Origin of the sequence: Aliiroseovarius subalbicans (assembly GCF_022678625.1) — a bacterium.
GTDB lineage: Bacteria > Pseudomonadota > Alphaproteobacteria > Rhodobacterales > Rhodobacteraceae > Aliiroseovarius_A > Aliiroseovarius_A subalbicans.
The window spans coordinates 221944-246782 of record NZ_JALBYQ010000002.1 but is presented as its reverse complement, the minus strand read 5'-3'; the positions used below and the strand labels follow the sequence as shown (position 1 = coordinate 246782).

Here is a 24839-nt window from a genome sequence, read left to right as displayed (position 1 = left end):
ATTCTTATGCGTGACCGGCCACAAGTGGCATGCCGAGTAGCGTTCACGACCGAACCTGAGAAGGAGACGGAAATGCCCAAGATGAAGACGAAATCGAGCTGCAAGAAGCGGTTCAAGGTGACGGCCAAGGGCCGCGTGAAGGCCGGTCAGGCCGGCAAGCGCCACGGCATGATCAAACGCACCAACAAATTCCTCCGCACCGCCCGCGGGACCACCACGCTTTCGGCTCCTGACGAGAAAATCGTCAAGTCGATGATGCCGTATTCGCGTTAAGGAGAGCCTGATATGTCCCGTACCAAAGGTGGAACCACGACGCACGCGCGTCACAAGAAAGTCACAGACGCCGCGAAAGGCTATTACGGCCGCCGCAAGAACACCTTCAAGGTGGCGCGCCAGGCTGTCGACAAAGCCAACCAATACGCCACGCGTGACCGCAAGAACCGCAAGCGTAACTTCCGCGCCCTGTGGATCCAGCGCATCAACGCCGCTGTGCGCGCCCACGACGAATCGCTGACATACTCGCGCTTCATCAACGGCCTGAACACCGCCGGCATCGAAGTGGACCGCAAGGTTCTGGCCGATCTGGCCGTGCACGAACCCGAAGCGTTCACTGCGATCGTGGAAAAGGCGAAGGCCGCTCTGGCCTAAACGCCTGACATTCGCTGTTCGTTAACCACAGCGCCCTAATTTGAAACCAGCCGCGCCATCCCGGTCGCGGCTGGTTTTTCTTTGTCGGGGGCAACGTGCGGTGAACATCTTCGTTTTCGGAAATTCTCATGTGATGTGCATGAAGAAATCTCTGGCTGCGGACGGTCCACCGGACGGGGTGTTGATCGGCATCGGTAACGTGAACGATCACAAGGACCGGATCGCCGCACCCGGCGCGGGTGGCGTGCCAGGCATCGTTTCCGCGCTTTTTGAGGAGGTTGGCCTGACCCATGCAGACCTGTGGGTTTCACGCATGGGTGGCAGCGAACAAGTCGCGGTCGGCTGGGTCGACGGCGATCGCCCGTTCGATTTCACCTTGCCCGGGCGCGATGATCTGGGCCTGCGCGGGGACGCGGAAATCCTGCCGTTTCAATTGGTTCACGCGGTGCTGGCGCGCAAGGTAAGCGGAAGCCTGAGCCACCTGCGCCGCATCCACGCCGATTGCCCCGCGCCTCTGATCCATCTTGAGTCCCCGCCACCCATCGCCGACACCAGCTATGCGCAGGACCACCTGGACGTCTGGTTCAAACAGCACGGCGCCACCCCGAAAGTGGCGCCCGCCGCGCTTCGCCTGAAGCTCTGGCTTTTGCAAACCCGGCTGGCGCGTGCAATCTGCGATGATATCGGCGTGCGCTATATCGTCTCCCCGCCCGGTGTGCAGGACAAGCGCGGGTTTCTGACGCGCGAATTCTGGTCCGCCGATGCCACCCACGGCAACATCGCCTATGGCCGGATGTGTAACCGATACCTTGCAGAGCATGCTGCGTCTCTGATCGGGGTTCCGGCATGAGCAGAAAACATTTCTACAGCGATCTGCCCGACCACAATTTCTGGTCCCGCGCCGTGTCGCGCGTCGCACCGGGGGATCTGAACCCGGTCACCGATTTTCCCTTCAAGATCAATCCCGAAGACAAGGTCGCGACAGCGGGCAGTTGCTTTGCCCAACACATCGCCCGGCACCTGAAGGCCAGCGGCTTCACCTATTTCGTCACCGAACCCGCCCACCCCCTGACCGATTTGGTCGATGGGCTGGCGGAGCGGATGAACTATGGCACCTTCTCCGCGCGGTTTGGCAATGTCTATACGACCCGGCAGTTGGTGCAGCTGTTTGACCGCGCCCATGGCCATTTTCACCCCGCCGAGCCCGACTGGCAGGACAAGGGCGGCAATTGGTGCGATCCGTTTCGCCCGGCGATCCAGCCCGGCGGCTTTGCCACGCGCGCCGAACTGATCCGGGATCGCGACCAGCACCTTGCCCAGGTGCGCTACATGTTTGAAGAGCTCAACATCTTCGTCTTCACCCTGGGTCTGACTGAATGCTGGACATCGCGCGCAGACGGTGCGGTCTTTCCGCTGTGTCCCGGCGTGAAAGCCGGGCATTTTGATCCGGGCGCCTATGCCTTCGTGAACCTGGGCGTTGATGAGGTCGTGACCGACCTGAACGGGTTCCTTGACCGGCTGGCCCGCGTGAACCCCAAGGCGCGGGTGATCTTCACCGTGTCGCCCGTGCCCCTGGCCGCCACCGCCGAGGACCGGCATGTCATGATCTCGACCACCGTGTCGAAATCCATCCTGCGTGTCGCCTGCGACGTGATCGAACGGGCGCATGACCACGTGGCCTATTTCCCCTCCTATGAGATCGTCACAAGCGCGGTGAACGGCCCGGATTACTTCGCCCCCGACCGGCGCAATGTGACCGAAGCTGGGGTGAACCACGCGATGCGCATGTTCTTTGCCGCAGCCACCGACCGGCCCACGCCCGCCGTGCCGCCCGCCCCCGCCACGGGTGCCACAATGGACCGCCTGCAAACCATCGTCGACGTGATCTGTGACGAGGAGGCGCTGGACCGCCCCAATCCCACCTGATCCATCGCCAAACCCCACCGGGGATGTTGCATTTTCGCGTCCCAGAGGATAGCTGCAACTGACTTTTGCGATGGGGTGGCCCGATGGATGATCTGAGGCAGAAATACATTGACGCGGTGGCCGGTGCCGCGGACGAAGCGGCGCTGGAAGACATCCGCGTGCAAGCGGTGGGCAAGAAGGGCGAGGTCGCGCTGAAAATGCGCGAGCTGGGCAAGATGACGCCCGAGGAACGCCAGGTCGCCGGCCCCAAGCTGAACGCGCTGAAGGACGAGATCAACTCGGCCATCGCCGCCAAGAAATCCGCGCTGGGGGACGCCGCACTGGACGAACGCCTGCGCACCGAATGGCTGGACGTGACCCTGTCGGGGCGGCCCGAGCGGCGCGGCTCGATCCACCCGATCAGCCAGGTGACGGAAGAAATCACCTCGATCTTCGCCGACATGGGTTTTTCCGTGGCCGAAGGGCCGCAGATCGAAAGCGACTGGTACAATTTCGACGCGCTGAACATCCCGCCGCACCACCCCGCGCGGCAGGAGTTCGACACGTTCTATATGCACCGGGACGAAAGCGACGAGCGCCCGCCGCATGTGCTGCGCACCCACACCAGCCCGGTGCAGATCCGCGCGCTGGAGGCCCACGGCGCGCCCATTCGCGTGATCGCGCCGGGGCGGGTGTATCGGTCGGATTACGACCAGACCCACACGCCGATGTTCCACCAGGTCGAAGGGCTTGCGATCGACAAGGATATCTCGATGGCGAACCTGAAATGGTGCCTGGAAGAATTCTGCCGCGCGTTTTTCGAAGTCGACAACGTCGAACTGCGCTTCCGCGCCTCGCACTTCCCGTTCACGGAACCGTCGGCCGAGGTCGACCTGCGTTGCTCGTGGGATAACGGCCAGCTGAAGGTGGGCGAAGGCGACGACTGGATGGAAATCCTCGGCTCCGGCATGGTGCACCCGAAGGTGCTGCAATCTGCCGGCGTCGACCCCGACAAATGGCAGGGCTTCGCCTTCGGCCTCGGCATCGACCGCCTGGCCATGCTGAAATACGGCATCCCCGACCTGCGCGCGTTCTTTGATTCAGACCTGCGCTGGCTGCGCCACTACGGCTTCAGCGCGCTGGACGTGCCGACCATGCGCGGGGGGCTGAGCAGGTGAAGACCACATCGACAGACCAACACGGCAACCAATGGTCGGTTGCCTGGGGGCTGGTGGATGAACGCCAAGCTTTGGCCGATGAGTTCGACATCAAAGGAACACTCACGGGTAGAGGCGAAGCAGTCATATTCACCGATCCCCGTTACAGCGACGAAACCAAGACACTGCATGTCTATAAGGCGGTTGAAAACAACAAGCACTCACTTGTCGCAATTGCCGAAATCACACCGGGCATTTATGCCGTAGGAGTTAGACAATGAAATTCACACTCTCCTGGCTGAAAGACCACCTCGACACCACGGCCTCCGTGGACGAGATCGCCGAGGCGCTGACCGATCTGGGGTTGGAGGTTGAAGAGATCATCAACCCCGCCGAGCGGCTGTCGACCTTCACGCTGGCGAAAGTCACCCATGCCGAACAGCACCCCGATGCTGACCGTCTGCGGGTCTGCACCGTGATGACCAACGAGGGCGAGAAACAGATCGTCTGCGGCGCGCCCAATGCGCGGACCGGCATCACCGTGGTGCTGGCCAAGCCCGGCGATTATGTGCCCGGCATCGACGTGACGCTTTCCGTGGGCAAAATCCGCGGCGTCGAAAGCCACGGCATGATGGCGTCCGAGCGTGAGCTGGAGCTGTCCGAAGAACACGACGGCATCATCGAGCTGCCCTCGGGCGAGGTTGGCGACAAGTTCACCGATTGGCTGGCGGAAAACGACCCCTCCAAGGTCGACCCTGTGATCGACATCGCCATTACGCCGAACCGCCCGGATGCGCTGGGCGTGCGCGGCATTGCCCGCGATCTGGCCGCACGTGGCTTGGGCACGCTGAAACCCGCGCCCACGGCGGACGTCAAAGGCACCTTTGACAGCCCGATCAGCGTCACCATTGATGACGATGCAAGCGACGATGCCCCTGTGTTCATGGGCCGCATGATCCGGGGTGTGAAGAACGGCCCGTCGCCGGAATGGCTGCAGGACCGCCTGCGCGCCATCGGTCTGCGGCCGATCTCCGCGCTGGTGGATATCACCAACTTCTTCACCTACGACCAGAACCGCCCGCTGCACGTGTTCGATGCGGACAAGGTGAATGGCAACCTGCGAGTGCATCGCGCCAAGGGGGGTGAAACCCTCGTGGGGCTGGACGAAAAGGAATACACGTTCAGCGAAGGCATGGTGGTGATTTCGGACGACAAGGCGGTGGAAAGCATCGCGGGCATCATGGGTGGCCTGGCGACGGGCTGCACCGAGGGCACGGTGAACGTTTTCCTTGAGGCCGCGTTCTGGGACACGATCCAGATTGCCAAGACGGGTCGCGCGCTGAAGATCAACTCGGACGCGCGGTATCGCAACGAACGCGGTATTGATCCGCTGTTCAACGCACCCTCGATCGAGCTTGCGACGCAGATGATCCTGGACCTGTGCGGGGGGGAGCCTTCGCATGTGGTGACCGCGGGCGCGGTGCCGGACGTCGCGCGGTCCTATCCGCTGGACACGGACCGGGTGGTCAGCCTGGTCGGCATGGAGATTCCCGCCGATGAGCAGCGCAAGACGCTGGAGGCCTTGGGGTTCGTCATGGATGGCGACATGGCGCAGGCGCCGTCGTGGCGCCCTGACGTTCAGGGCTCGGCTGATCTGGTTGAGGAGGTCGCCCGCGTGGCGTCGCTGACCAAACTGGTTGGCAAACCGCTGGCGCGGGCCGAGGTGGGCGTGCCCAAGCCGGTCCTGACGCCGATGCAGAAACGCGAAAGCATCGCGCGGCGCACCACGGCGGCGCTGGGCTATAACGAATGCGTGACCTACAGCTTCATCGACGCGGAAAGCGCCGACCTGTATGGCGGCGTGCCCGCGAACCGGTTGGAGAACCCGATTTCGAGCGAGATGAGCCATATGCGCCCCTCGCTTCTGCCCGGTCTGCTGGCCGCCGCCACTCGCAACCAGGCGCGTGGGTTTCAGGACCTTGCCCTGTTCGAGGTCGGTCCGGTGTTCCACGGTGCCGAACCGGATGAGCAGGAGACGCTGGTCACTGGCATTCTGGTTGGCCACACCGGCCCCAAGGACCGTTTCGGGGTGCGCCGCTCGGTCGACACGTTCGACGCCAAGGCGGATGTCGAGGCGGTTTTGTCCGCCCTTGGCGCCCCCGCCAAGCTGATGCATTTGCGTGACATGAATGCGTGGTGGCACCCCGGACGATCGGCCAAGCTGTCGCTCGGGCCGAAGAACGTGCTGGGCGCGTTCGGCGAATTGCACCCGAAAGCCATCGAGGCGGCGGGCGTGAAGGGTCCGGTCGTGGCCTTTGCCGTGCACATCGGCAACATCCCGTTCCCGAAGGCGAAAACGGCCACCCGTGCCGCGTTGGGTGCGTCCGACCTGCAATCGGTCGAACGTGATTTTGCCTTTGTCGTCGATGCGGATGTCGAGGCTGTGAACCTGGTGAACGCCGCAGCCGGTGCTGACAAGACGTTGATCGACGAGGTGCGCGTGTTCGATGAATTCATCGGCGGCAGCCTGGGCGAGGGTAAGAAATCCCTGGCCATCACCGTGCGGCTGCAACCGCGCGACAAGACGCTAACGGACCAGGACATCGAGGCGGTAAGCGCCAAGATCGTCCAAAAGGTCGAGAGGGCCACGGGGGGCAGCCTGCGCGGCTGACCCCTTTTCGCGCCGCTTTACAAGGAGCACGACATGACGCTGAATGTATACCTTTCGGGTGAAATCCACACTGACTGGCGCGACCAGATCGTTGCGGGCGCCAAGGGGCTGGACGTGACGTTCAACGCGCCCGTCACGGATCACGACGCCTCGGACGATTGCGGTGTGGCGATCATGGGGGCAGAGCCGGACAAGTTCTGGCATGACCACAAGGGCGCCAAGCTGAATGCCATACGTACGCGTATGGGGATCGAACAGGCCGACGTGGTCGTGGTGCGCTTTGGCGAAAAATACAAGCAGTGGAATGCGGCCTTTGATGCGGGGCAGGCGGCGGCGCTGGGAAAATCCCTCATCGTCATGCACGGCCCAGACCACCAACATGCATTGAAAGAGGTCGACGCCGCCGCCTTGGCCGTGACCGAAACCCCCGAAGAAGTGGTTCAGATCCTGCGCTATGTCCTGACCGGTGCGCTGCCCGTCTGATACGGGGAAGGCCACCGTTCCTTTCCCCGATACGTTTCACAAGTTCAGCGTTAAACGTGCTATATTCCGCGTGCGTAAAACCAACGAACAAGCGCGAAACATGGACAGGAGTGAGGACAGCACATGCTGCAAGAATTCAAGGACTTCATCGCCAAGGGCAATGTCATGGACATGGCTGTTGGTATCATCATCGGCGCGGCGTTTACCGCGATCGTCAAATCCCTGGTTGCCGACCTGATCAACCCAATCATCGGGCTGTTCATGGGTGGCGTGGACTTCACCAACAAGTTCATCTTGCTGGGCGGGGACGGGACCGAATACCCGTCGCTGGAAGCCGCGAGAGAGGCCGGCGCCTCGGCGTTCGCCTATGGTGCCTTCATCATGGCCGTGATCAATTTCCTGATCATCGCATGGGTCGTCTTCATGCTGGTGCGCTATGTGAACAAGGCAAAAGAGGCCGCGAAGAAGGAAGAGGAAGCCGTGGAAGAAGCGGCACCGGCAGGGCCGAGCGAGGTCGACCTGCTAACCGAAATCCGGGATGCGTTGTCCAAGAAGTAACTTCTGGACCAGAAACAGCGATCAGGCCGGCCCTTTCCGGGGCCGGCCTTTTTCATGCCCTGCAGGTGCAAGTCGGATCCGCCCTATTGTGCGGTTACAACCCGCGGTTTGCGCGGGCGGAGATACCAGTACCAAATCCGGTAGAGCTCCAGACCGATCAACGGTCCGAAATGCACCAATGCCGGTGTGATCGAACGCCAATCCTCTTGCGCAGCCCAATGGATCAGGACCAACACGGCAGCACCATAGGTCGCACGCTGAAGGTTTTTCCAGCGCGGTCCCAGTGCCCGAATGGCGGCGTCAAAACTTGTTGCTGCAAGCGGCAGGAAAATGGCGAATGCAACCCAGCCCGTCCAGATTTCCAGCTCGGTCGCTTCTCCAAGGATTTTTGTCAGGCTGCCCTGCTTCATCACATAGGCGACAAGGTGAAGCGCGCCGTAGCCGAAGGCCGCGACGCCAAAATAGCGCCGGTTCTTGCGCAGCCAGCGCGGGCCGCGCCAGCCTTTGAACAGCAGCATCAGGGGGCTGGCGAGAAGGGAGATGATCAGGAACCGGGCGGCAAATTCACCCGTTCCATGCATCACGCCATCAATCTGCTTGGGTGTGGTTGCGGCCAGCAGCTCTGAGACAAGCCCCAAGGCGGGAAGGGACAGCAGCGCCCACAGCCAGTAGGGGGTAAGCGCCGACAGGTATTTGCTCATGGTCTTGATCCTTTGAAGTAAGTCAAAGGTTCTACGGTCCCACAAAAGCATTCCGTCGCAAATAATGGCCCGGGGCGCAGTGCCTCGGGCCATGAGTGATCGGACAGGTGGAAAGGCTTACTTTTTCAACGCCTGAGAGGGCGAAATCACGTCGATCCCCAGCGCCTTGCCAACGGCGTCATACGTCAGCTCTCCGGCATGGACGTTCAAGCCGTTCAGAAGATGTGGATCCTCTTCGCAAGCTTGGCGCCAGCCTTTGTCGGCCAGGGCCAGCATGAAGGGCAGCGTGGCGTTACCAAGCGCGATGGTCGAGGTGCGTGCAACCGCGCCGGGCATATTGGCGACACAGTAATGCATGATGCCATCCACCTCATAGATCGGGTCTGCGTGGGTCGTGGCCTTTGAGGTTTCGAAACACCCGCCCTGGTCGATCGCTACGTCAACCAGCACCGCGCCGGGCTTCATGCCCGACAGTTGCGCGCGGCTGACCAGCTTCGGCGCGGCGGCGCCGGGGATCAGCACGGCGCCGATGACCATGTCGGCCTGCGCCACCAGTTCAGCGGTGTTTCCGGCCGAGGAGAAGCCGGTTTTGAACACGCCGCCAAAGACATCATCAAGATAGCGCATCCGGGGCAGGGACCGGTCCAGCACGGTCACATCTGCGCCCATGCCAGCCGCGATCCGGGCCGCGTGGGTGCCGACGACACCGCCGCCGATTACCACCACGTTGGCCGGGCCCACACCGGGCACGCCGCCCATCAGCACACCGCGCCCGCCGTTGGCCTTTTGCAAGGTCCAGGCGCCAACCTGCGGCGCCAGCCGCCCGGCGACCTCGGACATCGGGGCCAGAAGGGGCAGACCACCCCGGTCGTCCGTCACGGTCTCATAGGCGATCGCGGTGCAGCCGCTTTCCAGCAGGTCGTGGGTTTGCGCGGGGTCCGGTGCCAGGTGCAGGTAGGTAAACAAAAGCTGGTCGGGGCGCAGCATCTTGCGTTCAACCGCCTGGGGTTCTTTCACCTTCACGATCATGTCGGCGCGGGCAAAGATCTCTTCGGCGGTGTCCAGGACTTCGGCGCCCATGGCGCGGTAGTCATCGTCGGTGAAGCCGGAGCCTGCACCGGCGTTGGTTTCAACGATCACCTTGTGGCCGCGGCTAACCGCTTCGCCTGCCGCGTTCGGCGTCAGGCCAACACGAAATTCCTGGGGTTTAATCTCTTTCGGGCATCCGATCAGCATGGGGGTCTCCTCCGTTTCCCTTGCGTATTCTCCTGCGACAAAAATGCGCAGTTCCGCACGCAATTGCTTTGAAAAGATGTGGCGTCTTTGCTAGGAGTTTCCGAAGGAACCATCGCAATTTGAACAAATGGCGCAAGGAACGTGTGCGAATATGGAACTCGACAGTATAGACCGCCGCATCCTTGGGGTCCTGCAGAAGGCCGGGCGCATCTCAAACGCAGACCTGTCGGAAAAGGTGAACCTGTCACCCTCGGCGTGTCACCGGCGGGTGCAGCGGCTTGAGGCCGAAGGCTTCATCAAAGACTATGTCGCTCTTTTGGATGCGCGCAAGATGGGTTGCCCCAGCACGGTGTTCGTCGAGATCACCCTGTCGGGTCAGGCCGACGAAGTGCTGGACGCGTTTGAGCGTGAGGTGGCGCTGGTTCCCGATGTGCTGGAGTGCCATCTGATGGCCGGGTCCGCGGATTACCTGTTGAAGGTCGTGGCCGAAAACACCGAGGACTTTGCCCGCATCCACCGCCAATACCTGGCGCGCCTGCCAGGGGTTCAAGGGATGCAATCCAGCTTCGCCCTGCGCACTGTGTTCAAGACAACCGCGCTTCCGGTCTAGTCGAACATCATGCGGGGCGGGCGTGAAGGGGCTGTTCCTTCACCGGGAGGTGCACAATGGCGGAAAACGCACCGACACCGACGCCGATCCACCACACGGTGGTGTAATCGCCAAACGTGTCATACATCCGCCCACCCAGCCAAACGCCCAGGAAGCTGCCCAGTTGGTGGCTGAAAAACACGATGCCATACAGCGTTCCCATGTAGCGCAAGCCATAGATATGCGCGACGAGGCCCGAGGTCAGCGGCACGGTTGCCAGCCACAGCGACCCCATGGCGATGGAGAACAGGATCACCGTCACCGGCGTGATCGGGAACAGGATGAACAGCGCGGCGATGATGGTTCGCCCGGTATAGATCGCCGCCAGCAGGTATTTCTTCGAATACCGCTTGCCCAGCCAACCCGCGTACAGCGTCCCCGCGATGTTGGCCAACCCGATGAGCGAGATCGACACCGCCCCCAAGGCGGACGTGGTCGACACACCGATTGTGGCCAACGTGCCCGACGGGTCGATCGTGCCGCACATTTCCGTCACGAAGGCCGGGAAATGCGCGGTGATGAAGGCAAGCTGATAGCCGCAGGAAAAGAAGCCCAGGAAGATCAGCGTATAGGACGGGTCGCGAAATGCCTGTTTCAGTATGTCGCCCATGCTGTCTTCAAGTTCGGACCGGGTCGCCACGGTCTCGCTCCGCATCATCGGCAGCAACAAGAGAACGGCCAGGATCGCGACGGCAAAAATGCCAAAGACGTTCTGCCAGGGCATCAGGGTCAGCAGGTATTCCGCCAGCGGCGCGCCAAAGACCTGGCCCGCCGATCCGGCCGCCGTGGCAATCGCCAGCGCCATTGAGCGGTTCTCATCCGACGCCGCCCGCCCGACCACGGCCAGGATCACGCCGAACCCGGTGCCGGCGATGCCAAAGCCCACCAGGATCTCCAGCATCTGGTGCGCCTCGGGTGTAACGGCAAAGGATGAGGCCACCAGCCCGGCGGCATAGGTCAGCGCGCCTGCGATGATCGCCTTGCGATCGCCGACCTTCTCGGCAATGGCGCCAAAGATCGGCTGCCCGATCCCCCAAGCCAGGCTCTGGATCGCAATCGCCAGGGAAAACTCGGCGCGGGCCCAGCCAAACTCTTCAGCAATCGGGATCTGAAACACCCCGAAACTGGCCCGGATTGCAAAGCCGACCATGATGATGATGCATCCGGCAATCAGAACCGGGGTTATGAGGGGCGCGCGCGTGTCTGTCATGCCGGGTAAGGTCAGCGAAATTCACCCACCCGTCAAATCATTCCGTTTGACATGTCGCACAACCTTTTCTTATGCGGGCTGGCGTTTTATGCCGGGGTTATGACGACGCTGACGAAAATCTATCATGACCGCGTGCGCGCGGGCGACATCCACGCAGATCCCGCGCAGGAGGCCTGCCTGCCCGCGCTGGAAGACATCCGCACCCACCTTGAGGCCACGCGCACGAAGCGGCGGGGCATTCTGGGCGGTTTGTTTCACAAACCCGAAGAGGTGCCGATGGGGCTTTACCTCTGGGGCGGGGTCGGGCGCGGAAAAAGCTTTCTGATGGACCTGTTCGTGGACAACCTGGCCATCGACGGTAAGCGGCGGGTGCATTTCCACGCTTTCATGCAAGAGGTTCACGCGGGCATGCACAAAGCCCGCGCCGACGGGGTGGACGACGCGTTGGAGCCGGTCGCGGCGCAGATCATTCGTGACGTGCGCCTGTTTGCCTTCGACGAAATGCAGATCACCGACATCACCGACGCGATGATTGTCGGGCGGCTGTTTGAAAAGTTGATGGCGGCGGGGGTGGTGATTGTCACCACCTCGAACCGGGTGCCGGATGACCTTTACAAAGATGGGCTGAACCGCCAGCTGTTCCTGCCGTTCATCGTACTTTTGAAAAAGCGGATGGTCATCCATGAACTGGTCAGCCCGAATGACTACCGCCAGAACAGGCTTGAGGGCGAACAAGTCTATTTCACCCCGGCCAATGAAGCCGCACGCGATGCGATTGAGGCGATCTGGCGCGACCTGACGGGCGGCGCGGCCCAGCCGCATGTGATCACTGTTAAGGGGCGCGACGTGGTGCTGCCGGCCTTCCACAACGGCGCGGCACGGGCGGGGTTTCATGACCTCTGCGGCGCCATGCTGGGGCCTGGCGACTACCTGGCCATTGCCGAAACAGTGAAGCTTTTGGTGTTGGAGGGAATCCCCTGCCTGTCGCGTTCGAATTTCAATGAAGCCAAGCGCTTCGTCATACTGATCGATGCGCTTTACGAAGGAGGTGTGCGGCTGATCGCCTCTGCCGCAGCGCTGCCCGAAATGCTGTATGTCGAGGGCGAAGGATCGTTCGAATTCGAACGCACCGCTAGCCGCTTGCGCGAGATGCAGGACAAAGACTGGGGGCAGAGCTAGGCACCGATCCCGAACCCGCCGCGAAGGCGGCGGGTGAGATACCAAGCGCGCCGAAAGGCGCACCTATGGATCACACCACGGATCGTTGTGGAACAAGGTCAGCGGCTTGGCAGTGCGAAATCCCGGCTGCAACCGTTTTGCGTCGCGCCATGGGCTCTTAATATCCTGTCCCGGTTGAGTTCGTGTTTTCCAGCATCCAGAAAAGCACGATTGAATGACACTTTGGCGCGCAGGGCCGGGACTTGGCTGTCGAATGGCGGTCCCTGGCCGTCTACCACCTCGTTTTCCAGAAACGAGATGTCTTCAATTTCGCCCACCTATGCCACACCCGGCGTCGCTGCGATCGGGTGGATGCAAAAGGGTGGGCAGGGGCGCGATGCTTAGGTGAACTCGGACGCAAGCTTTTCGCTGATGTCCTGAATGCGTTCGATCTGAATCACTTCTCCGTTGATGGTGATCGAAAGCGAAGTGGCATTGGGAGTAATACCGACCTCATGCGCCGCAGCTTGCACCTTTGTCGTCACAAGCAGCTTCAAGGCGCCGCAGAGCGCTAAAACATGCGTATCCCCCTGTTCCCTGTCTGCTCGACAGGTTGTCAAAAGCCGTTCATTTGGGCGGTAAGTTGCCCGTGAATTACCCCCATATATTGTAGAAGGAACTTGATTTCGTCAACATTTTGGCCTGCGCCATAGGCCGAATCGGGTGGGGTGAGAAAAGTGAGTCGTTTCCATGGGTTGAGTCGCAAAACCGTGACCCACCAGCGCGGCAGGCAAAAAATAATTTTCGTGATCACCCAACCGGCGACGGATTTCAATTCCAGTTCGCGGAAATCAGCCGGATCTCATTTTCAGGGCGCAAAGCCTCTTTTAGCTGTTCTCTTTCAGAACATCTCCGGCCAAGTACAGCGAACCGCAGATCAGTATGCGGGCGCCGGGGTGGTCGGCTGTGATGCGATGAATGGCCCCCGCAACCGTTTGGGCGGTCGTGGCGCCCAGCCGGACCTCGTGTGCGGCCTCTGCTGTGTCTTCGGCTGGCAAGGTGTTGGGCTCGCCGGGGATCGATACGGCAATCAGGCTGTCGGCAACAGCTGCAAGGGGGCGCAAGTATCCGGTCACGTCCTTGGTGTTCAGCATGCCGCAGATAAGGTGTGTCGGGCGGAGCGGCAGGTTGGCCAGAACAACTGCCAGCATTTCACCCGCCGCAGGGTTGTGCCCGCCGTCCAACCAAAGCTCGGAATCGCCTGCCGCATCGACAAGCGGGCCGGTTGTCAGGCGTTGCATCCGGGCGGGCCAGCTGACGTTTTGCATCGCCGACTCGCAGGCGTCGTTGTCGATCCCCAAGGCGCGCAGGGTGACCACGGCGGCGGCGGCGTTTTCCAGTTGGTGCGGACCGATCAGGGCGGGCGGCGGCAGGTCGACCAGACCGTGTTCGTCCTGCACGATCAAGCGCCCGCGTTCGCGGTAGAAATGCCAGTGCTGGCCGTGAACCAGCAGGGGTGCGCCCAAACGGGCGGCGCGCGCTTCGATCACCTCAAGCGCTTCGTCGGGTTGCGGTCCGACCACGCAGGGCACGCCACGTTTCAGGATGCCCGCCTTTTCGCCTGCGATCTTCGCCAGCGTGTCGCCCAGAAACTGGGTGTGGTCGATTGAAATCGGGGTGATCACGGTCATCGCCGGCTGGTCGACCACGTTGGTCGCATCCAACCGGCCCCCCAGGCCGGTTTCGAGCAGGGTGAACTCGGCCGGCGTTTCGGCGAAGGAGAGAAGGGCGGCGACGGTGGTGATTTCGAAATAGGTGATGGTCTCACCGTCGTTGGCCGCATAGCAGCGGTCCAGAACTGCGCTCAGATCAGGTTCGGAGATCAATGTGCCTGCCAGCCGGATACGCTCATGGAACCGGGCCAGGTGGGGCGAGGTATAGGAATGCACGCGATTGCCCGCAGCCTCCAGCCCCGCGCGCAGGAATGCTTGGGTCGATCCCTTGCCATTGGTTCCGGCCAGGTGGATCACCGGCGGCAGGCGGCGTTCGGGATGGTCCAGGGCAGCCAACAGACGCCAGACACGGTCAAGTGTCAGGTCGATAATCTTGGGATGCAGCGCCATCATCCGCTCGAGGATGAGGTCCGAGCCTGTGGCGCTCACGCCTCGTCGACCTGTTCTGCAGCGCCCGTCGCGGCCTCGGCCACGGCGTCCGGTGCGGCTGGCACGTCCTCGGGTTTAGGCAAGTCGCCCGCAACCGCCGGGGTTTGCCCAGTCAGCATCCGCAGGATCGTCACCAGCTCACTTTTCATGTCGCGCCGGTGTGTGACACGGTCCAGCATGCCGTGATCCAGCAGGTATTCGGCGCGCTGGAACCCTTCGGGCAGCTTTTCGCGGATCGTCTGTTCGATCACACGCGGCCCGGCAAAACAGATCAGAGCATTGGGTTCGGCGATATGCACATCGCCCAGCATGGCATAGGAGGCTGTGACCCCACCGGTGGTCGGATGCGTCAGAACGACGACATAGGGCAGCCCGGCCTCTTTCAGCATCTGCACCGCAACGGTCGTGCGCGGCATCTGCATCAGTGACAGGATTCCTTCCTGCATTCGCGCCCCGCCAGCGGCGGAAAACAGCACCAACGGGCGCTTGGTCGCCACGGCGCGTTCGGCGGCGGCGATAATCGCGTTGCCGACATACATGCCCATCGACCCGGCCATGAAGCTGAAATCCTGCGCGGCAGCGATGATGGGCGTGCGCCCGATCTCGCCCTCGGCGACCAGCATGGCCTCACGTTCGCCAGTGCCTTTCTGGGCCGCTTTCATGCGATCAGGATACTTCTTCTGATCCTTGAAGTGCAGCGGATCGTGGGTTGGCATCGGCACGTCGACCTCGGCAAAGATGCCGCCGTCAAATAGCGCGGCGAACCGGTCACGCGGGATGATCCCCATGTGATGATCGCAATTGGTGCAGACATGCAGGTTGTCGGCAAATTCGCGGTGAAACAGCATCGTTCCGCACTCAGGACACTTGGTCCAGAGGTTCTCGGGCACCTCACGGCGCGAGAAAAGCGAGTTGATCCGGGGGCGGACGTAGTTGGAAATCCAGTTCATCGCCGATGTCCTTGTTGACGTTGAGGCATTAGTTAGTCCCCTCCGGGCGCATTTGCAATCGCATGCTGCCGGTTCATCCAACGCCACCAAAGGGCGAAGATCACAAGGCTCAACCCGGTCTGGGACAAAATCGACCAGGTCATATAGCCCGACATCGGGTTGACCGTCATGGCCAGAAGCGTGAAGCCTCCAAGCTCGCCAGCCACGCCCATGATCATCACCAGCATGTTGTTCGCAAAATGCAGCCCCGCAGCCGCGCCAAGGTTACCGGTGCGGATCGTGATCAGGCAGGCCAGCACGCCCGCGACGGTGGTGTTCAGCACATAGAAATACGCGTTCACGCCATAAGTCAGCGGGTCGAAATGCAGCGCGCCGAACAAAAACGAGGGCAGCACGGCCCAGATCCAGATCGACCGGAACCGCGCGCGCAATTGTTGAAGAAGATAACCGCGAAAGACCAACTCTTCCGCCAGGGTCTGGATGAAGATCAGCACCATGATCGGGACAAGCAGGGTCAGCCAGCGGCCCGGCGGCGTGATCAGAACGATGTCGGGGCGCAGGTCGTCTGGCAGCACGCGCTGCTCAACCACCATCGACAGGGCATAGACCAGGGCCATTCCGGCGGTGACGAGAAGCGCATATCGGAAATGGCGCAGGTTCAAACGGCTGCCAGGCCCGAACAAGGACGCATAGCGGCGCTTGTGCAGCAGTGGCAGCACGATCAGAAGGGCCACATGAAAGCCCAGAAACGGGGCAAAGAACAGGCTGGCCGCACCCGGCGTGTCGCCGTCCAAAAGCCGCGCAGGGTCTTCGTTCATCAAAACCGCGCCGCCCAGGAAAATGGCAAAGGCCACGGCGGCGAAAATGATGGCAATCAGCACAAGCCCCAGAAGGGTGCGCCAAATTTGGGCGCTTCCTTGCGCAGGTTGCCAGAACAAAGGCTGGGTCACGGGATACTCCTGAGCGCGTTTACAGGCCCGCAGCTTAGGCTGTGCGGCGCATCCCGCAAGTCCCTTTGCCGCATGAAACCTTGCTTGCCGGGGCTTGCCCTGTCCTTTATGCCCATTGCGAACAGATTTTCCGGGAGGCCAAGATGGCGAACAACTTCAAATCCAACCTGCCCAGCCGTTACGTGACCGAAGGTCCGGCCCGCGCACCGCACAGGTCCTATCTTTACGCAATGGGGCTGAGCGAGGAAGAAATCCACCAGCCCCTGGTCGGCGTCGCCACCTGCTGGAACGAAGCCGCGCCCTGCAACATCGCGCTGAGCCGACAGGCGCAAGCGGTGAAGATGGGCGTGAAGGCGGCCATGGGCACCCCGCGCGAATTCACCACCATCACCGTGACCGACGGGATCGCAATGGGTCACGAAGGCATGCGGTCGTCGCTCGCTTCGCGCGAAGCGATTGCCGACAGCGTGGAACTGACCATGCGCGGTCACTGCTATGACGCCATCGTCGGCCTTGCGGGTTGCGACAAGTCTCTGCCGGGCATGATGATGGTCATGGTGCGCCTGAACACGCCGTCGGTATTCATCTATGGCGGTTCGATCCTTCCGGGTCGGTATCAGGGCCGTGACCTGACGGTGCAGGACCTGTTTGAAGCTGTTGGTGAAAACCAGGCAGGCAACCTGTCCGAGGCCGAGCTGGACGTCATGGAGCGCGTTGCTTGCCCCTCGTCCGGGTCCTGCGGTGGTCAGTTCACCGCCAACACGATGGCCTGTGTGTCCGAAGCGATCGGCCTTGCGCTGATCAACTCGTCGGGCATGCCCGCGCCGTATGAAAGCCGCGACCAGTATGGCGAGGCGTCCGGGCGTGCGGTCATGAACCTGATCGAAAAGAACATCCGCGCCCGTGACATCGTCACCCGCGAAAGCCTGGAAAACGCCGCCCGCGTGGTGGCCTGCACTGGCGGGTCGACCAACGCCGGTCTGCACCTTCCCGCGATTGCGCACGAGGCCGGGATCGACTTTGACCTGGACGATGTCTGCGCGATCTTCCGCGACACGCCCTATTTCGTCGACCTGAAGCCGGGTGGGCAATACGTGGCAAAGGACCTTTATGAAGCCGGCGGTGTGCCGGTTGTGATGAAGGAACTGCGCAAGGCAGGCCTGATGCACGAAGACTGCATGACCGCGTCCGGCAATTCCATCGGTGAAGAGCTGGACCTGATCACCCGCGAAGCCGACGGCCAGGTGATCTATCCGATCGAAACCCCGATCACCAAGACCGGTGGTGTTGTCGGCCTGAAGGGCAACATCGCCCCGGAAGGCGCGATTGTGAAGGTTGCGGGTATGAGCGAAGAACAGCAAGTTTTCTCGGGGCCCGCACGTATCTTCGAATGCGAAGAGGACGCCTTTGCCGCTGTGCAGAAACGTGAATACGAAGAGGGCGAGGTCCTGGTCATCCGCAACGAAGGCCCCGCCGGTGGGCCGGGTATGCGTGAGATGCTGGCAACCACCGCCGCCCTGTCCGGTCAGGGCATGGGCAAGAAGGTTGCCCTGATCACCGACGGGCGTTTTTCCGGCGCCACGCGCGGGTTCTGTGTCGGTCACGTTGGACCCGAAGCGGCCCACGGTGGTCCGATCGCGATGCTCAAGGATGGCGACGTGATCACCATCGACGCCATCAAGGGCGAGATTTCGGTCGATCTGACCGATGAGGAGCTGGAAGCCCGCAAGGCCGATTGGAAAGGCCCGCGTGAGACGATCTACTCCTCCGGCGGGCTTTGGAAATACGCGCAGCTGGTCGGATCGACCCGTCTGGGCGCCGTGACCCACCCGGGCGCGAAGGTGGAACGCCATGTCTATATGGACCTGTAAAACGGTCTCTGCGAAACTATGCAGTGCGGCGGCCCTTGTGGCCGCCGCGCTTGCATTGACTGGGTGCCTGGAGATTGGTGGCAATGCGGATGGGGACCAGCCCAAGCAGCGTGCGCCACAATCCATCCGTGTCGCGGACCGGCAGGTCGCCATCACCGGGCCGGACGGCTACTGCGTCGACAAGGGTGCCAGCCGAGAGACCGCGACCGGCGCATTCGTGCTGCTGGGATCATGCCGCGCGATTTCTGGAAATCCCGAGGACCCGCGCCCTGCCCAGCCGATGGTCCTGACCGTGTCGGTCGCGCCGGGGCAAGGTGCTGCGGATACGGCCGGGTTGGAACGGTTGGAAACCTTCTTTGCCTCGCAAGCGGGGCATCGCGCCCTGAGCCGGGCGCAGGATGCGGACAGCGTAACCTTGCACGACGTCACGCGTGGTGATGACGCTTTGTTTCTGCATGTCACTGACGCGGCGCCCAATGGGTTGGGGGCCGTCGACGACACCTATTGGCGCGCTTTATTCGAGGTGAAGGGCCACCTTGTCACTGTCACCGCCAACGGGTTCTCCGGGCGCGCCAGCAACGGTCGGGCCGGGCTTGGCACTGTAAAGGCTCTGGTGGAACGGATCCGAACAGCGAATGAAACGGGGAATATCCCCACGGTAAGTTTGAGAAATATTGTCAATCGTTTGCTCTAGATAAACGATTTGTTCTAATACTGGAAACAATGATTCCCCGATATCCGAGCAGAGCATGGCAAAAGGCGTAAACGGCATTCTGGACCGCATCCTGCACAAGCGGGCGATGCGCCGGTGGGGTCTGTTTGCCGATCGTGCTGGTCAATACAACTTGGCTGCGCTGCGAGTGTTGCGCGGACGTGCCCGGGCGTTGCGCCGACAGTTGGACCGGCTTTTGTTCGTGGCCGACGGTCGCCTGACCTTGCCGCTGATCGGGTCGAACACCTTTCAGAAGCCACTTCATTCCGATTGGGCTTATCGCCCGCAGTTGTGGCGCGGACCGATCACGCCGCCCGGCACGGCCGCGGCTGACAGCAAGGCGATGTTCGGGGATGAGGTGACGCTGTTTCACGATTGCCGCATCTCCGAGCTGACCGTGCGCCAGCTGCGCAACACGCGCGAAAGCGACCTTGCGCCCTTCGGTCTGCGCATGGATGTGTTCCGCTTTGACGGCTCGTTCCTGTCGTTGGTCGTGGACCTGCCACCCGAGGCGGTCCAGGGGCTGCAACGCAGGCACTTGGTGCGGATGAACGCAGTGGTCGAAATGGAAAAGCCGCTGGAAATCTTCGCCCGCCTCAACATCCAGCACGGCCCCAACACTGAACAATTGGTGCGCGAATTGCCGCTGCATGAGGAAGAGGTGATGGTCGAATTCGACCTTGCCTATACCAAGATGAACGAAAAACGTGTGGAGCGTGCCTGGGTCGACCTGATCTTCGAAGGGCCGGAGATGAACCAGGTGATCCTGCGCGACGTGAATTTCAGCCGCCGCCCGCGGGCCGAGGTGTAAGGAGCGATCATGGCAAGCGAATTGACCCTGACAAAAACACGCATCCAGGCCGGTTTCTGGGAAGGTGTCCTGACGGTTTCGGGCGAACAGATTCAGCCGCAGATCGAAGTCACCCATCTGACCCAGGTGTTGGACGGTGTCGATGTGTCAGAAGATGCCAGCGCCGAAGGGCGCTTTACCGTGCGCGTGCCGATCCCGGTTGATCTGTTGACCGACGGAGTGCAGACTTTTGTCATCTCGGACCGCGACAGCGGTGAGCGGTTGGAGAGTTTCTCGGTCATCACCGGCCAGCCGATGGAGGACGACATCCGCGCCGAAGTCGACCTTCTGCGCGCGGAACTTGACATGTTGAAGCGGGCGTTCCGGCGCCATTGCCTCGAAACGATGTAAGCGCGCCGCGCGGCCCCCCTTAAACTCACACCGACTTACGCGGCGTTTCGCGTGACAAGCGGTGCGTCCCGGCGCACGATCTGCGAAACCCTTTCGGAGAACGCCGCATGACACATTACCCGCACCTGCTTGCCCCGCTCGACCTGGGCTTTACCACGCTGAAAAACCGCGTCCTCATGGGCTCCATGCACACCGGGCTGGAAGAGCGCGGCGATTGGAACCGTGTTGCCGAATTCTATGCGGCGCGGGCGGCGGGCGGTGCTGCGCTGATCGTCACCGGGGGTATGGCCCCGAACGAAGAGGGCGGGGTGTTTCCCGGCGCGGCGGGGCTGTTTTCCGACGAAGATATCGCCAACCACAAAAGTGTCACCGACCGGGTGCACGCCGCAGGCGGCAAGATCGCGATGCAGATCCTGCACGCAGGTCGCTATGCCTATGGCCCCAATTGCGTGTCGGCCAGCGACACCAAATCGCCGATCTCGCCCTTCCCGGCCAAGGGGCTGGACGAAGAGGGCATTCAGAAACAGATCGCCGATTTCGCCACCGCCGCCGCGCGCGCCAAAGAGGCCGGTTATGACGGTGTCGAGGTGATGGGCTCGGAAGGCTATTTCCTGAACCAGTTCCTGGTCACCCACACCAACAAGCGCGAAGACGGTTGGGGCGGATCCTATGAAAACCGGATGCGCCTGCCGGTCGCCGTGATGAAAGCGGTGCGTGAGGCTGTCGGCCCGGACTTCATCGTGATCTATCGTCTGTCGATGATCGACCTGGTGCCCAATGGCTCAACCTTCGACGAGGTCGTGACGCTAGCGAAAGAGGTCGAGAAGGCGGGCGCAACCATCATCAACACCGGCATCGGCTGGCACGAAGCGCGCATTCCGACGATTGCCACAAGCGTGCCGCGCGCCGCTTTCACCTGGGTGACGAAGAAACTGATGGGGCAGGTGTCGATCCCGGTCATCACCTCAAACCGCATCAACACGCCCGAGGTGGGTGAGGACGTTCTGGCGGGTGGCGCTGCCGATATGGTGTCGATGGCGCGCCCGTTCCTGGCCGACCCGGATTTCGTCGAGAAGGCGGAAGAAGGCCGCGCGAACGAAATCGCGCCCTGTATCGCCTGCAACCAGGCCTGCCTGGACCACACGTTCGGTGGCAAGATCTCGACCTGTCTGGTGAACCCGCAAGCCTGTTATGAGACCGACCTGGTCTATAACCCCGCTGACACCTTCAAGAACATCGCCATTGTGGGCGCGGGCCCGGCGGGTCTGTCCACGGCCATCGTGGCTGCCGACCGGGGTCACAACGTGACCGTGTTTGATCGAACCGCAGAAATCGGCGGGCAATTGAACATGGCGAAACAGGTGCCCGGCAAGGAAGAGTTCTGGGGTCTGGTCGATTGGTACCGCACCATGATCGCCAAATCCGGCGTGACCGTTAAACTGAACACCGAGGCCGGGGTGGATGACCTGAAGGACTTTGACGAGGTGATTATTGCCACCGGCGTCACCCCGCGCGATCCCGGCATCCCCGGTCAGGACGGCCCGAACGTGGTCAGCTATATCGATGTGCTGCGCCACAAGGCGCCCGTCGGCGCCCGCGTGGCGATCATCGGGGCGGGCGGCATCGGCTTTGACGTGGCCGAGTTCCTGACCCAGGCGGGCGACAGTCCGACCGAGAACCTTGAAGACTGGCTGGCCGAATGGGGCGTCACCGATCCGGGCACGGCCCGCGGCGGCCTGGCCCCCGAAGGCCCGAAACCCGAAGCCCCCGCGCGCCAGGTGACGCTGTTGCAGCGCAAGGCACAGGCGCTGGGCAAGGGGTTGGGCAAGACCACCGGCTGGATCCACCGCGCGACGTTGAAGATGAAGGGCGTCGAGATGGTCGGCGGCGTGAATTATGAAAAGATCGACGCAGAAGGCTTGCATGTCTCCACGGGTGAGACCCGCGAAGATCCGCGCGTGATCGCATGCGACACCGTGGTGCTGTGCGCGGGGCAGGTTAGCGACCGCAGCCTGGCCGACGCGCTTGAGGCCGAAGGGATCACCCCGCACGTGATTGGCGGCGCGGATGTGGCCTCGGAACTGGACGCCAAACGCGCGATCAACCAAGGCTCGCGGCTGGCGGCAAACTTGTAACGGGGTCTTTTCCAGATGAGCGGGCAAACCTTTACAGACAGATCGCTTGAGCTGTTCACGGATCAGCCGGTCTTTGACGCGCCAGAAGCTGTGCTGCAGCGTTTTTGGGCGGATTGGAAGCAGTTCAACGACTTCGTATTTGGCGAGCATCACAAGCCAGATGCCGCCGAGCTTTACACGCTGTGCGACCGGATGCTGGCGCGTCTGACCGTGTCTGGTGCACAGCATCAGGGGGTTTCGATCGGGTCTGAAGCGTTGCACGATCCAGCGCTCGAGGAGGTCACTTCGACCGTGATTGACGGCGAAACGGCACGCGTCCGGTCACATGCCAGAGACCGCTATGGTGACGGTTTTGACGATGCGGACTACCTCTATGAGTTGGTTCGTGGCGCTGACGGCTGGAAGCTTGCGGCCTATTGGAATGTCACATTCGAGGAGCCGATCCGCTATCTCTGACGCTTGCACCAAGCCCCTCGCGCAGCTAGGGCGGGGGGATGGTGTTCTTTACGATCCTCTTGGGGCTTGTGCCCTCGTTCCTGATGGTTGGGCTGGGTGGGCTGGTCCGAAATCGGCTGTCGGCCAACGCCTGGCAGGGGTTGGACAAGCTCAACTTTGAAATCCTGTTTCCCGCGCTGATCTTCGTGGCCGCGTCGTCACGACCCATCGCGGTGGCGGATGTGGTGCGGATTGGTCCCATGGTCTGGGCCGTGTTGGCGGCGGGGTTTGCCCTTGGGTGGCTGACCCGTCGCTGGGGCCCGGACAGGTTTCTGGATTTCGCTGGTGCCTGGCAGACAGCTTGGCGGTTCAACACGGCGCTGGCCTTCGTGGCGATTGCCACCTTGCCGAACGCAGATGTGGGGCTTTTGGCGGTGTCGGTGGGCATGGCCATTCCGCTTGCCAACATCCTGGCCGTGTCCGCCCTGTCGCGCGGCGGGGCGATCGGGTTGCGCTCAACATTGACCAAAGTCGCGCTGAACCCGTTTCTTCTGGCCTCGGTCCTTGGCGTGCTTGTGGGGTTGAGCGGGTTGATCATCCCCGCGCCGATCATGGCCCCCATCATCCTTCTATCGCAGGCGGCGATCCCGGTGGCGCTGTTGTCGATCGGGGCGACGATGAACTGGGGCGCGCTGGCCCGGCTGGATCGGTTCAGCGGTGCATTGAACGCTATTCGATTGCTGATCCTGCCCGCGTTGACTTTCGCCGCGTGCTGGCTGACGGGGGTCGAAGGGCCGTTGGCGCAGGTCCTGGTGCTGTTCGCAGCGCTCCCAACGGCCTCGGCAGCGCATGTGCTGGCGTCTGGATTCGGTGCAAATCGTGAATTGGTGGCGACACTGATCGCCCAGTCCACTTTGCTTGCTGCGCTCAGCTTGCCGGTGTGGATCACCGTCGCAACCCTTACATTTTAAGGGCGAAACGCGCCTGGAAACAGACCGTTCCGGTGTTTCCGCCACAAAAACGATCCTCCAATTACCCCGGTATTGTCGGCTTCGCTCCACAGTCTTGCCCCATTCTGAGGGGATACAATGTGCCTGAGGGGCCGAGACTGTAGAAAGATAAAACATGGATCGTTTGACTGAAATGGAAGCCTTTGCCATGGTCGTAGACCAGGGCGGCTTCACGGATGCGGCCAAGAAAATGGGGATTTCCAAATCCGCAGTTTCAAAGCACGTGTCCTCGCTGGAGGCCCGCCTTGGCGCGCGCCTTCTAAACCGCACCACCCGCCGGGTCAGCCCGACGGAAATTGGTCTGGCTTACTATGATCGCGCCCGTCGTGTGCTGAATGACGCAGGTGAGGCTGACAGCCTTGTTACCTCGATGCAAAGCGCGCCCTCGGGCCTGTTGCGCATCAGCGTTGCCACGGATTTCGGCGTCAATCACCTGAGCCCGATCCTGGGTGAGTTCCTGTCGGAATTCCCGGATATCACGGTGAACATGGTTCTCAACAACCGCTATGTGGAGCTGATTTCCGAAGGCTTCGACATGGCAATCCGGGTGGGTGAGCTGGAAGACAGTTCCCTGCGCGCCCGCAAGCTGACGGAAACGACCCGTCGCATGGTGGCCTCGCCCAGCTATTTCCAGAAATACGGTCGCCCGACGCGAATCGACGACCTGAACGAACACAAGCTTCTGCATTATTCCAGCCAAAGCTCGGGCAATGTCTGGAAGATCCCCGCCCCCTCGGGCGAAGTGCGCCAGGTGCGCACCGCCGGGTGGCTGAGCGTGAATGACGGGCAAAGCCTGCTGAACGCCGCCGTCGCGGGCCTAGGCATCGCTTACCTGCCCAGCTTTCTCTATGCCGATGCGATGGAACAGGGCCTGGTTGAGGACGCGATCTCCGATCTGCCGCAAGACACCCAAGGCATCTATGCGGTTTACCCGCCGGGCCGGTTCACCCAGCCCAAAGTCCGCGCCTTCATCGACTTCCTGGTCCATGAATTCGCTGAAAAAGGCCCGGATTCCTGGTAATACGAACGACCTGACT

General features: G+C 61.9%; 27 protein-coding genes. 19 read left to right on the top strand and 8 right to left on the bottom strand.

Going from position 1 to position 24839, the window contains the following annotated elements; translation table 11 throughout:
- Positions 1 to 72: 72 nt before the first annotated feature.
- From rpmI to mscL, 9 genes are all read left to right on the top strand, one after another.
- Entirely contained in the window at positions 73 to 273 is a 201-nt protein-coding gene (gene rpmI / locus MN188_RS09000) for a 50S ribosomal protein L35 (protein WP_242108207.1), read from the top strand.
- Positions 274 to 285: 12 nt separating this feature from the next.
- The gene (rplT, locus tag MN188_RS08995) at positions 286 to 648 is read left to right on the top strand and encodes a 50S ribosomal protein L20 (RefSeq protein ID WP_242108205.1); all 363 of its coding nucleotides are present in this window, start codon (positions 286 to 288) and stop codon (positions 646 to 648) included.
- A 139-nt stretch (positions 649 to 787) separates the two neighbouring features.
- Positions 788 to 1498, top strand: a complete 711-nt coding sequence (locus MN188_RS08990) for a hypothetical protein (RefSeq protein ID WP_242108196.1) — start codon at positions 788 to 790, stop codon at positions 1496 to 1498.
- Complete coding sequence (locus MN188_RS08985) at positions 1495 to 2574, top strand: GSCFA domain-containing protein (protein WP_242108194.1); 1080 nt, start codon at positions 1495 to 1497, stop codon at positions 2572 to 2574. Before MN188_RS08990 ends, MN188_RS08985 begins: the two co-directional genes overlap by 4 nt.
- Positions 2575 to 2657: 83 nt before the next feature.
- The gene (pheS, locus tag MN188_RS08980; protein WP_242108192.1) at positions 2658 to 3731 is read left to right on the top strand and encodes a phenylalanine--tRNA ligase subunit alpha; all 1074 of its coding nucleotides are present in this window, start codon (positions 2658 to 2660) and stop codon (positions 3729 to 3731) included.
- Positions 3728 to 3991, top strand: a complete 264-nt coding sequence (locus tag MN188_RS08975; protein WP_242108190.1) for a hypothetical protein — start codon at positions 3728 to 3730, stop codon at positions 3989 to 3991. Before pheS ends, MN188_RS08975 begins: the two co-directional genes overlap by 4 nt.
- Positions 3988 to 6381 (top strand): phenylalanine--tRNA ligase subunit beta, encoded by a 2394-nt coding sequence (gene pheT, locus MN188_RS08970; RefSeq protein WP_242108181.1) that lies wholly within the window; start codon positions 3988 to 3990, stop codon positions 6379 to 6381. Before MN188_RS08975 ends, pheT begins: the two co-directional genes overlap by 4 nt.
- A 33-nt stretch (positions 6382 to 6414) precedes the next feature.
- On the top strand, positions 6415 to 6864 hold the full coding sequence (locus tag MN188_RS08965) for a YtoQ family protein (RefSeq protein WP_242108179.1): 450 nt from the start codon (positions 6415 to 6417) through the stop codon (positions 6862 to 6864).
- 123 nt (positions 6865 to 6987) lie between these two features.
- Positions 6988 to 7422 (top strand): large conductance mechanosensitive channel protein MscL, encoded by a 435-nt coding sequence (gene mscL, locus MN188_RS08960; RefSeq protein ID WP_242108177.1) that lies wholly within the window; start codon positions 6988 to 6990, stop codon positions 7420 to 7422.
- A gap of 83 nt (positions 7423 to 7505) precedes the next feature.
- On the opposite strand, the gene MN188_RS08955 is transcribed toward mscL, so the two are convergent.
- Positions 7506 to 8123, bottom strand: a complete 618-nt coding sequence (locus MN188_RS08955; RefSeq protein ID WP_242108175.1) for a protein-methionine-sulfoxide reductase heme-binding subunit MsrQ — start codon at positions 8121 to 8123, stop codon at positions 7506 to 7508.
- A 117-nt stretch (positions 8124 to 8240) separates the two neighbouring features.
- Positions 8241 to 9359: an alanine dehydrogenase gene (gene ald / locus MN188_RS08950; protein ID WP_242108173.1), complete on the bottom strand. Its 1119-nt coding sequence runs from the start codon at positions 9357 to 9359 to the stop codon at positions 8241 to 8243.
- Positions 9360 to 9510: 151 nt separating this feature from the next.
- Between ald and MN188_RS08945 the strand changes: the two genes are divergently transcribed.
- On the top strand, positions 9511 to 9969 hold the full coding sequence (locus MN188_RS08945; RefSeq protein WP_242108171.1) for an Lrp/AsnC family transcriptional regulator: 459 nt from the start codon (positions 9511 to 9513) through the stop codon (positions 9967 to 9969).
- Between the two features lie 7 nt (positions 9970 to 9976).
- On the opposite strand, the gene MN188_RS08940 is transcribed toward MN188_RS08945, so the two are convergent.
- Positions 9977 to 11218 (bottom strand): MFS transporter, encoded by a 1242-nt coding sequence (locus MN188_RS08940; protein ID WP_242108162.1) that lies wholly within the window; start codon positions 11216 to 11218, stop codon positions 9977 to 9979.
- Positions 11219 to 11317: 99 nt separating this feature from the next.
- Here MN188_RS08940 and zapE point away from each other — a divergent pair, with 99 nt between their 5' ends.
- Positions 11318 to 12397, top strand: a complete 1080-nt coding sequence (zapE, locus tag MN188_RS08935) for a cell division protein ZapE (protein ID WP_242108154.1) — start codon at positions 11318 to 11320, stop codon at positions 12395 to 12397.
- Positions 12398 to 12495: 98 nt separating this feature from the next.
- Here zapE and MN188_RS08930 read toward each other — a convergent pair whose 3' ends face one another.
- From MN188_RS08930 to MN188_RS17705, 5 genes are all read right to left on the bottom strand, one after another.
- Positions 12496 to 12714, bottom strand: a complete 219-nt coding sequence (locus MN188_RS08930; protein WP_242108144.1) for a hypothetical protein — start codon at positions 12712 to 12714, stop codon at positions 12496 to 12498.
- Positions 12715 to 12777: 63 nt separating this feature from the next.
- Positions 12778 to 12933, bottom strand: a complete 156-nt coding sequence (locus MN188_RS08925; RefSeq protein ID WP_242108141.1) for a hypothetical protein — start codon at positions 12931 to 12933, stop codon at positions 12778 to 12780.
- Between the two features lie 330 nt (positions 12934 to 13263).
- Positions 13264 to 14538, bottom strand: a complete 1275-nt coding sequence (locus tag MN188_RS08920; RefSeq protein WP_242108139.1) for a bifunctional folylpolyglutamate synthase/dihydrofolate synthase — start codon at positions 14536 to 14538, stop codon at positions 13264 to 13266.
- A complete protein-coding gene (gene accD / locus MN188_RS08915; protein WP_242108138.1) occupies positions 14535 to 15488 on the bottom strand; it encodes an acetyl-CoA carboxylase, carboxyltransferase subunit beta in 954 nt (317 codons plus the stop codon). Before accD ends, MN188_RS08920 begins: the two co-directional genes overlap by 4 nt.
- 32 nt (positions 15489 to 15520) lie before the next feature.
- Positions 15521 to 16438 (bottom strand): CPBP family intramembrane glutamic endopeptidase, encoded by a 918-nt coding sequence (locus tag MN188_RS17705; protein ID WP_242108136.1) that lies wholly within the window; start codon positions 16436 to 16438, stop codon positions 15521 to 15523.
- Between the two features lie 143 nt (positions 16439 to 16581).
- Between MN188_RS17705 and ilvD the strand changes: the two genes are divergently transcribed.
- The 8 genes from ilvD (at position 16582) to MN188_RS08870 (ending at position 24823) form a co-directional block, all read left to right on the top strand.
- The gene (gene ilvD, locus MN188_RS08905) at positions 16582 to 18309 is read left to right on the top strand and encodes a dihydroxy-acid dehydratase (protein WP_242108134.1); all 1728 of its coding nucleotides are present in this window, start codon (positions 16582 to 16584) and stop codon (positions 18307 to 18309) included.
- Positions 18290 to 19003, top strand: a complete 714-nt coding sequence (locus MN188_RS08900; RefSeq protein ID WP_242108132.1) for a hypothetical protein — start codon at positions 18290 to 18292, stop codon at positions 19001 to 19003. Before ilvD ends, MN188_RS08900 begins: the two co-directional genes overlap by 20 nt.
- A 55-nt stretch (positions 19004 to 19058) precedes the next feature.
- The gene (locus MN188_RS08895; protein ID WP_242108129.1) at positions 19059 to 19832 is read left to right on the top strand and encodes a DUF6478 family protein; all 774 of its coding nucleotides are present in this window, start codon (positions 19059 to 19061) and stop codon (positions 19830 to 19832) included.
- A 9-nt stretch (positions 19833 to 19841) separates the two neighbouring features.
- Positions 19842 to 20222 carry a hypothetical protein gene (locus MN188_RS08890; protein WP_242108113.1) on the top strand — a complete coding sequence of 127 codons (381 nt, stop codon included), beginning with the start codon at positions 19842 to 19844 and terminating at the stop codon, positions 20220 to 20222.
- A 107-nt stretch (positions 20223 to 20329) separates the two neighbouring features.
- The gene (locus MN188_RS08885; protein WP_242108111.1) at positions 20330 to 22357 is read left to right on the top strand and encodes an NADPH-dependent 2,4-dienoyl-CoA reductase; all 2028 of its coding nucleotides are present in this window, start codon (positions 20330 to 20332) and stop codon (positions 22355 to 22357) included.
- A gap of 15 nt (positions 22358 to 22372) precedes the next feature.
- Positions 22373 to 22813, top strand: coding sequence for a hypothetical protein (locus MN188_RS08880; RefSeq protein WP_242108109.1), 441 nt, complete (start codon positions 22373 to 22375; stop codon positions 22811 to 22813).
- Positions 22814 to 22851: 38 nt separating this feature from the next.
- Positions 22852 to 23763, top strand: a complete 912-nt coding sequence (locus tag MN188_RS08875; RefSeq protein WP_242108107.1) for an AEC family transporter — start codon at positions 22852 to 22854, stop codon at positions 23761 to 23763.
- A 154-nt stretch (positions 23764 to 23917) separates the two neighbouring features.
- Positions 23918 to 24823 (top strand): LysR family transcriptional regulator, encoded by a 906-nt coding sequence (locus tag MN188_RS08870; protein ID WP_242108105.1) that lies wholly within the window; start codon positions 23918 to 23920, stop codon positions 24821 to 24823.
- The last annotated feature ends 16 nt before the right edge of the window (positions 24824 to 24839 follow it).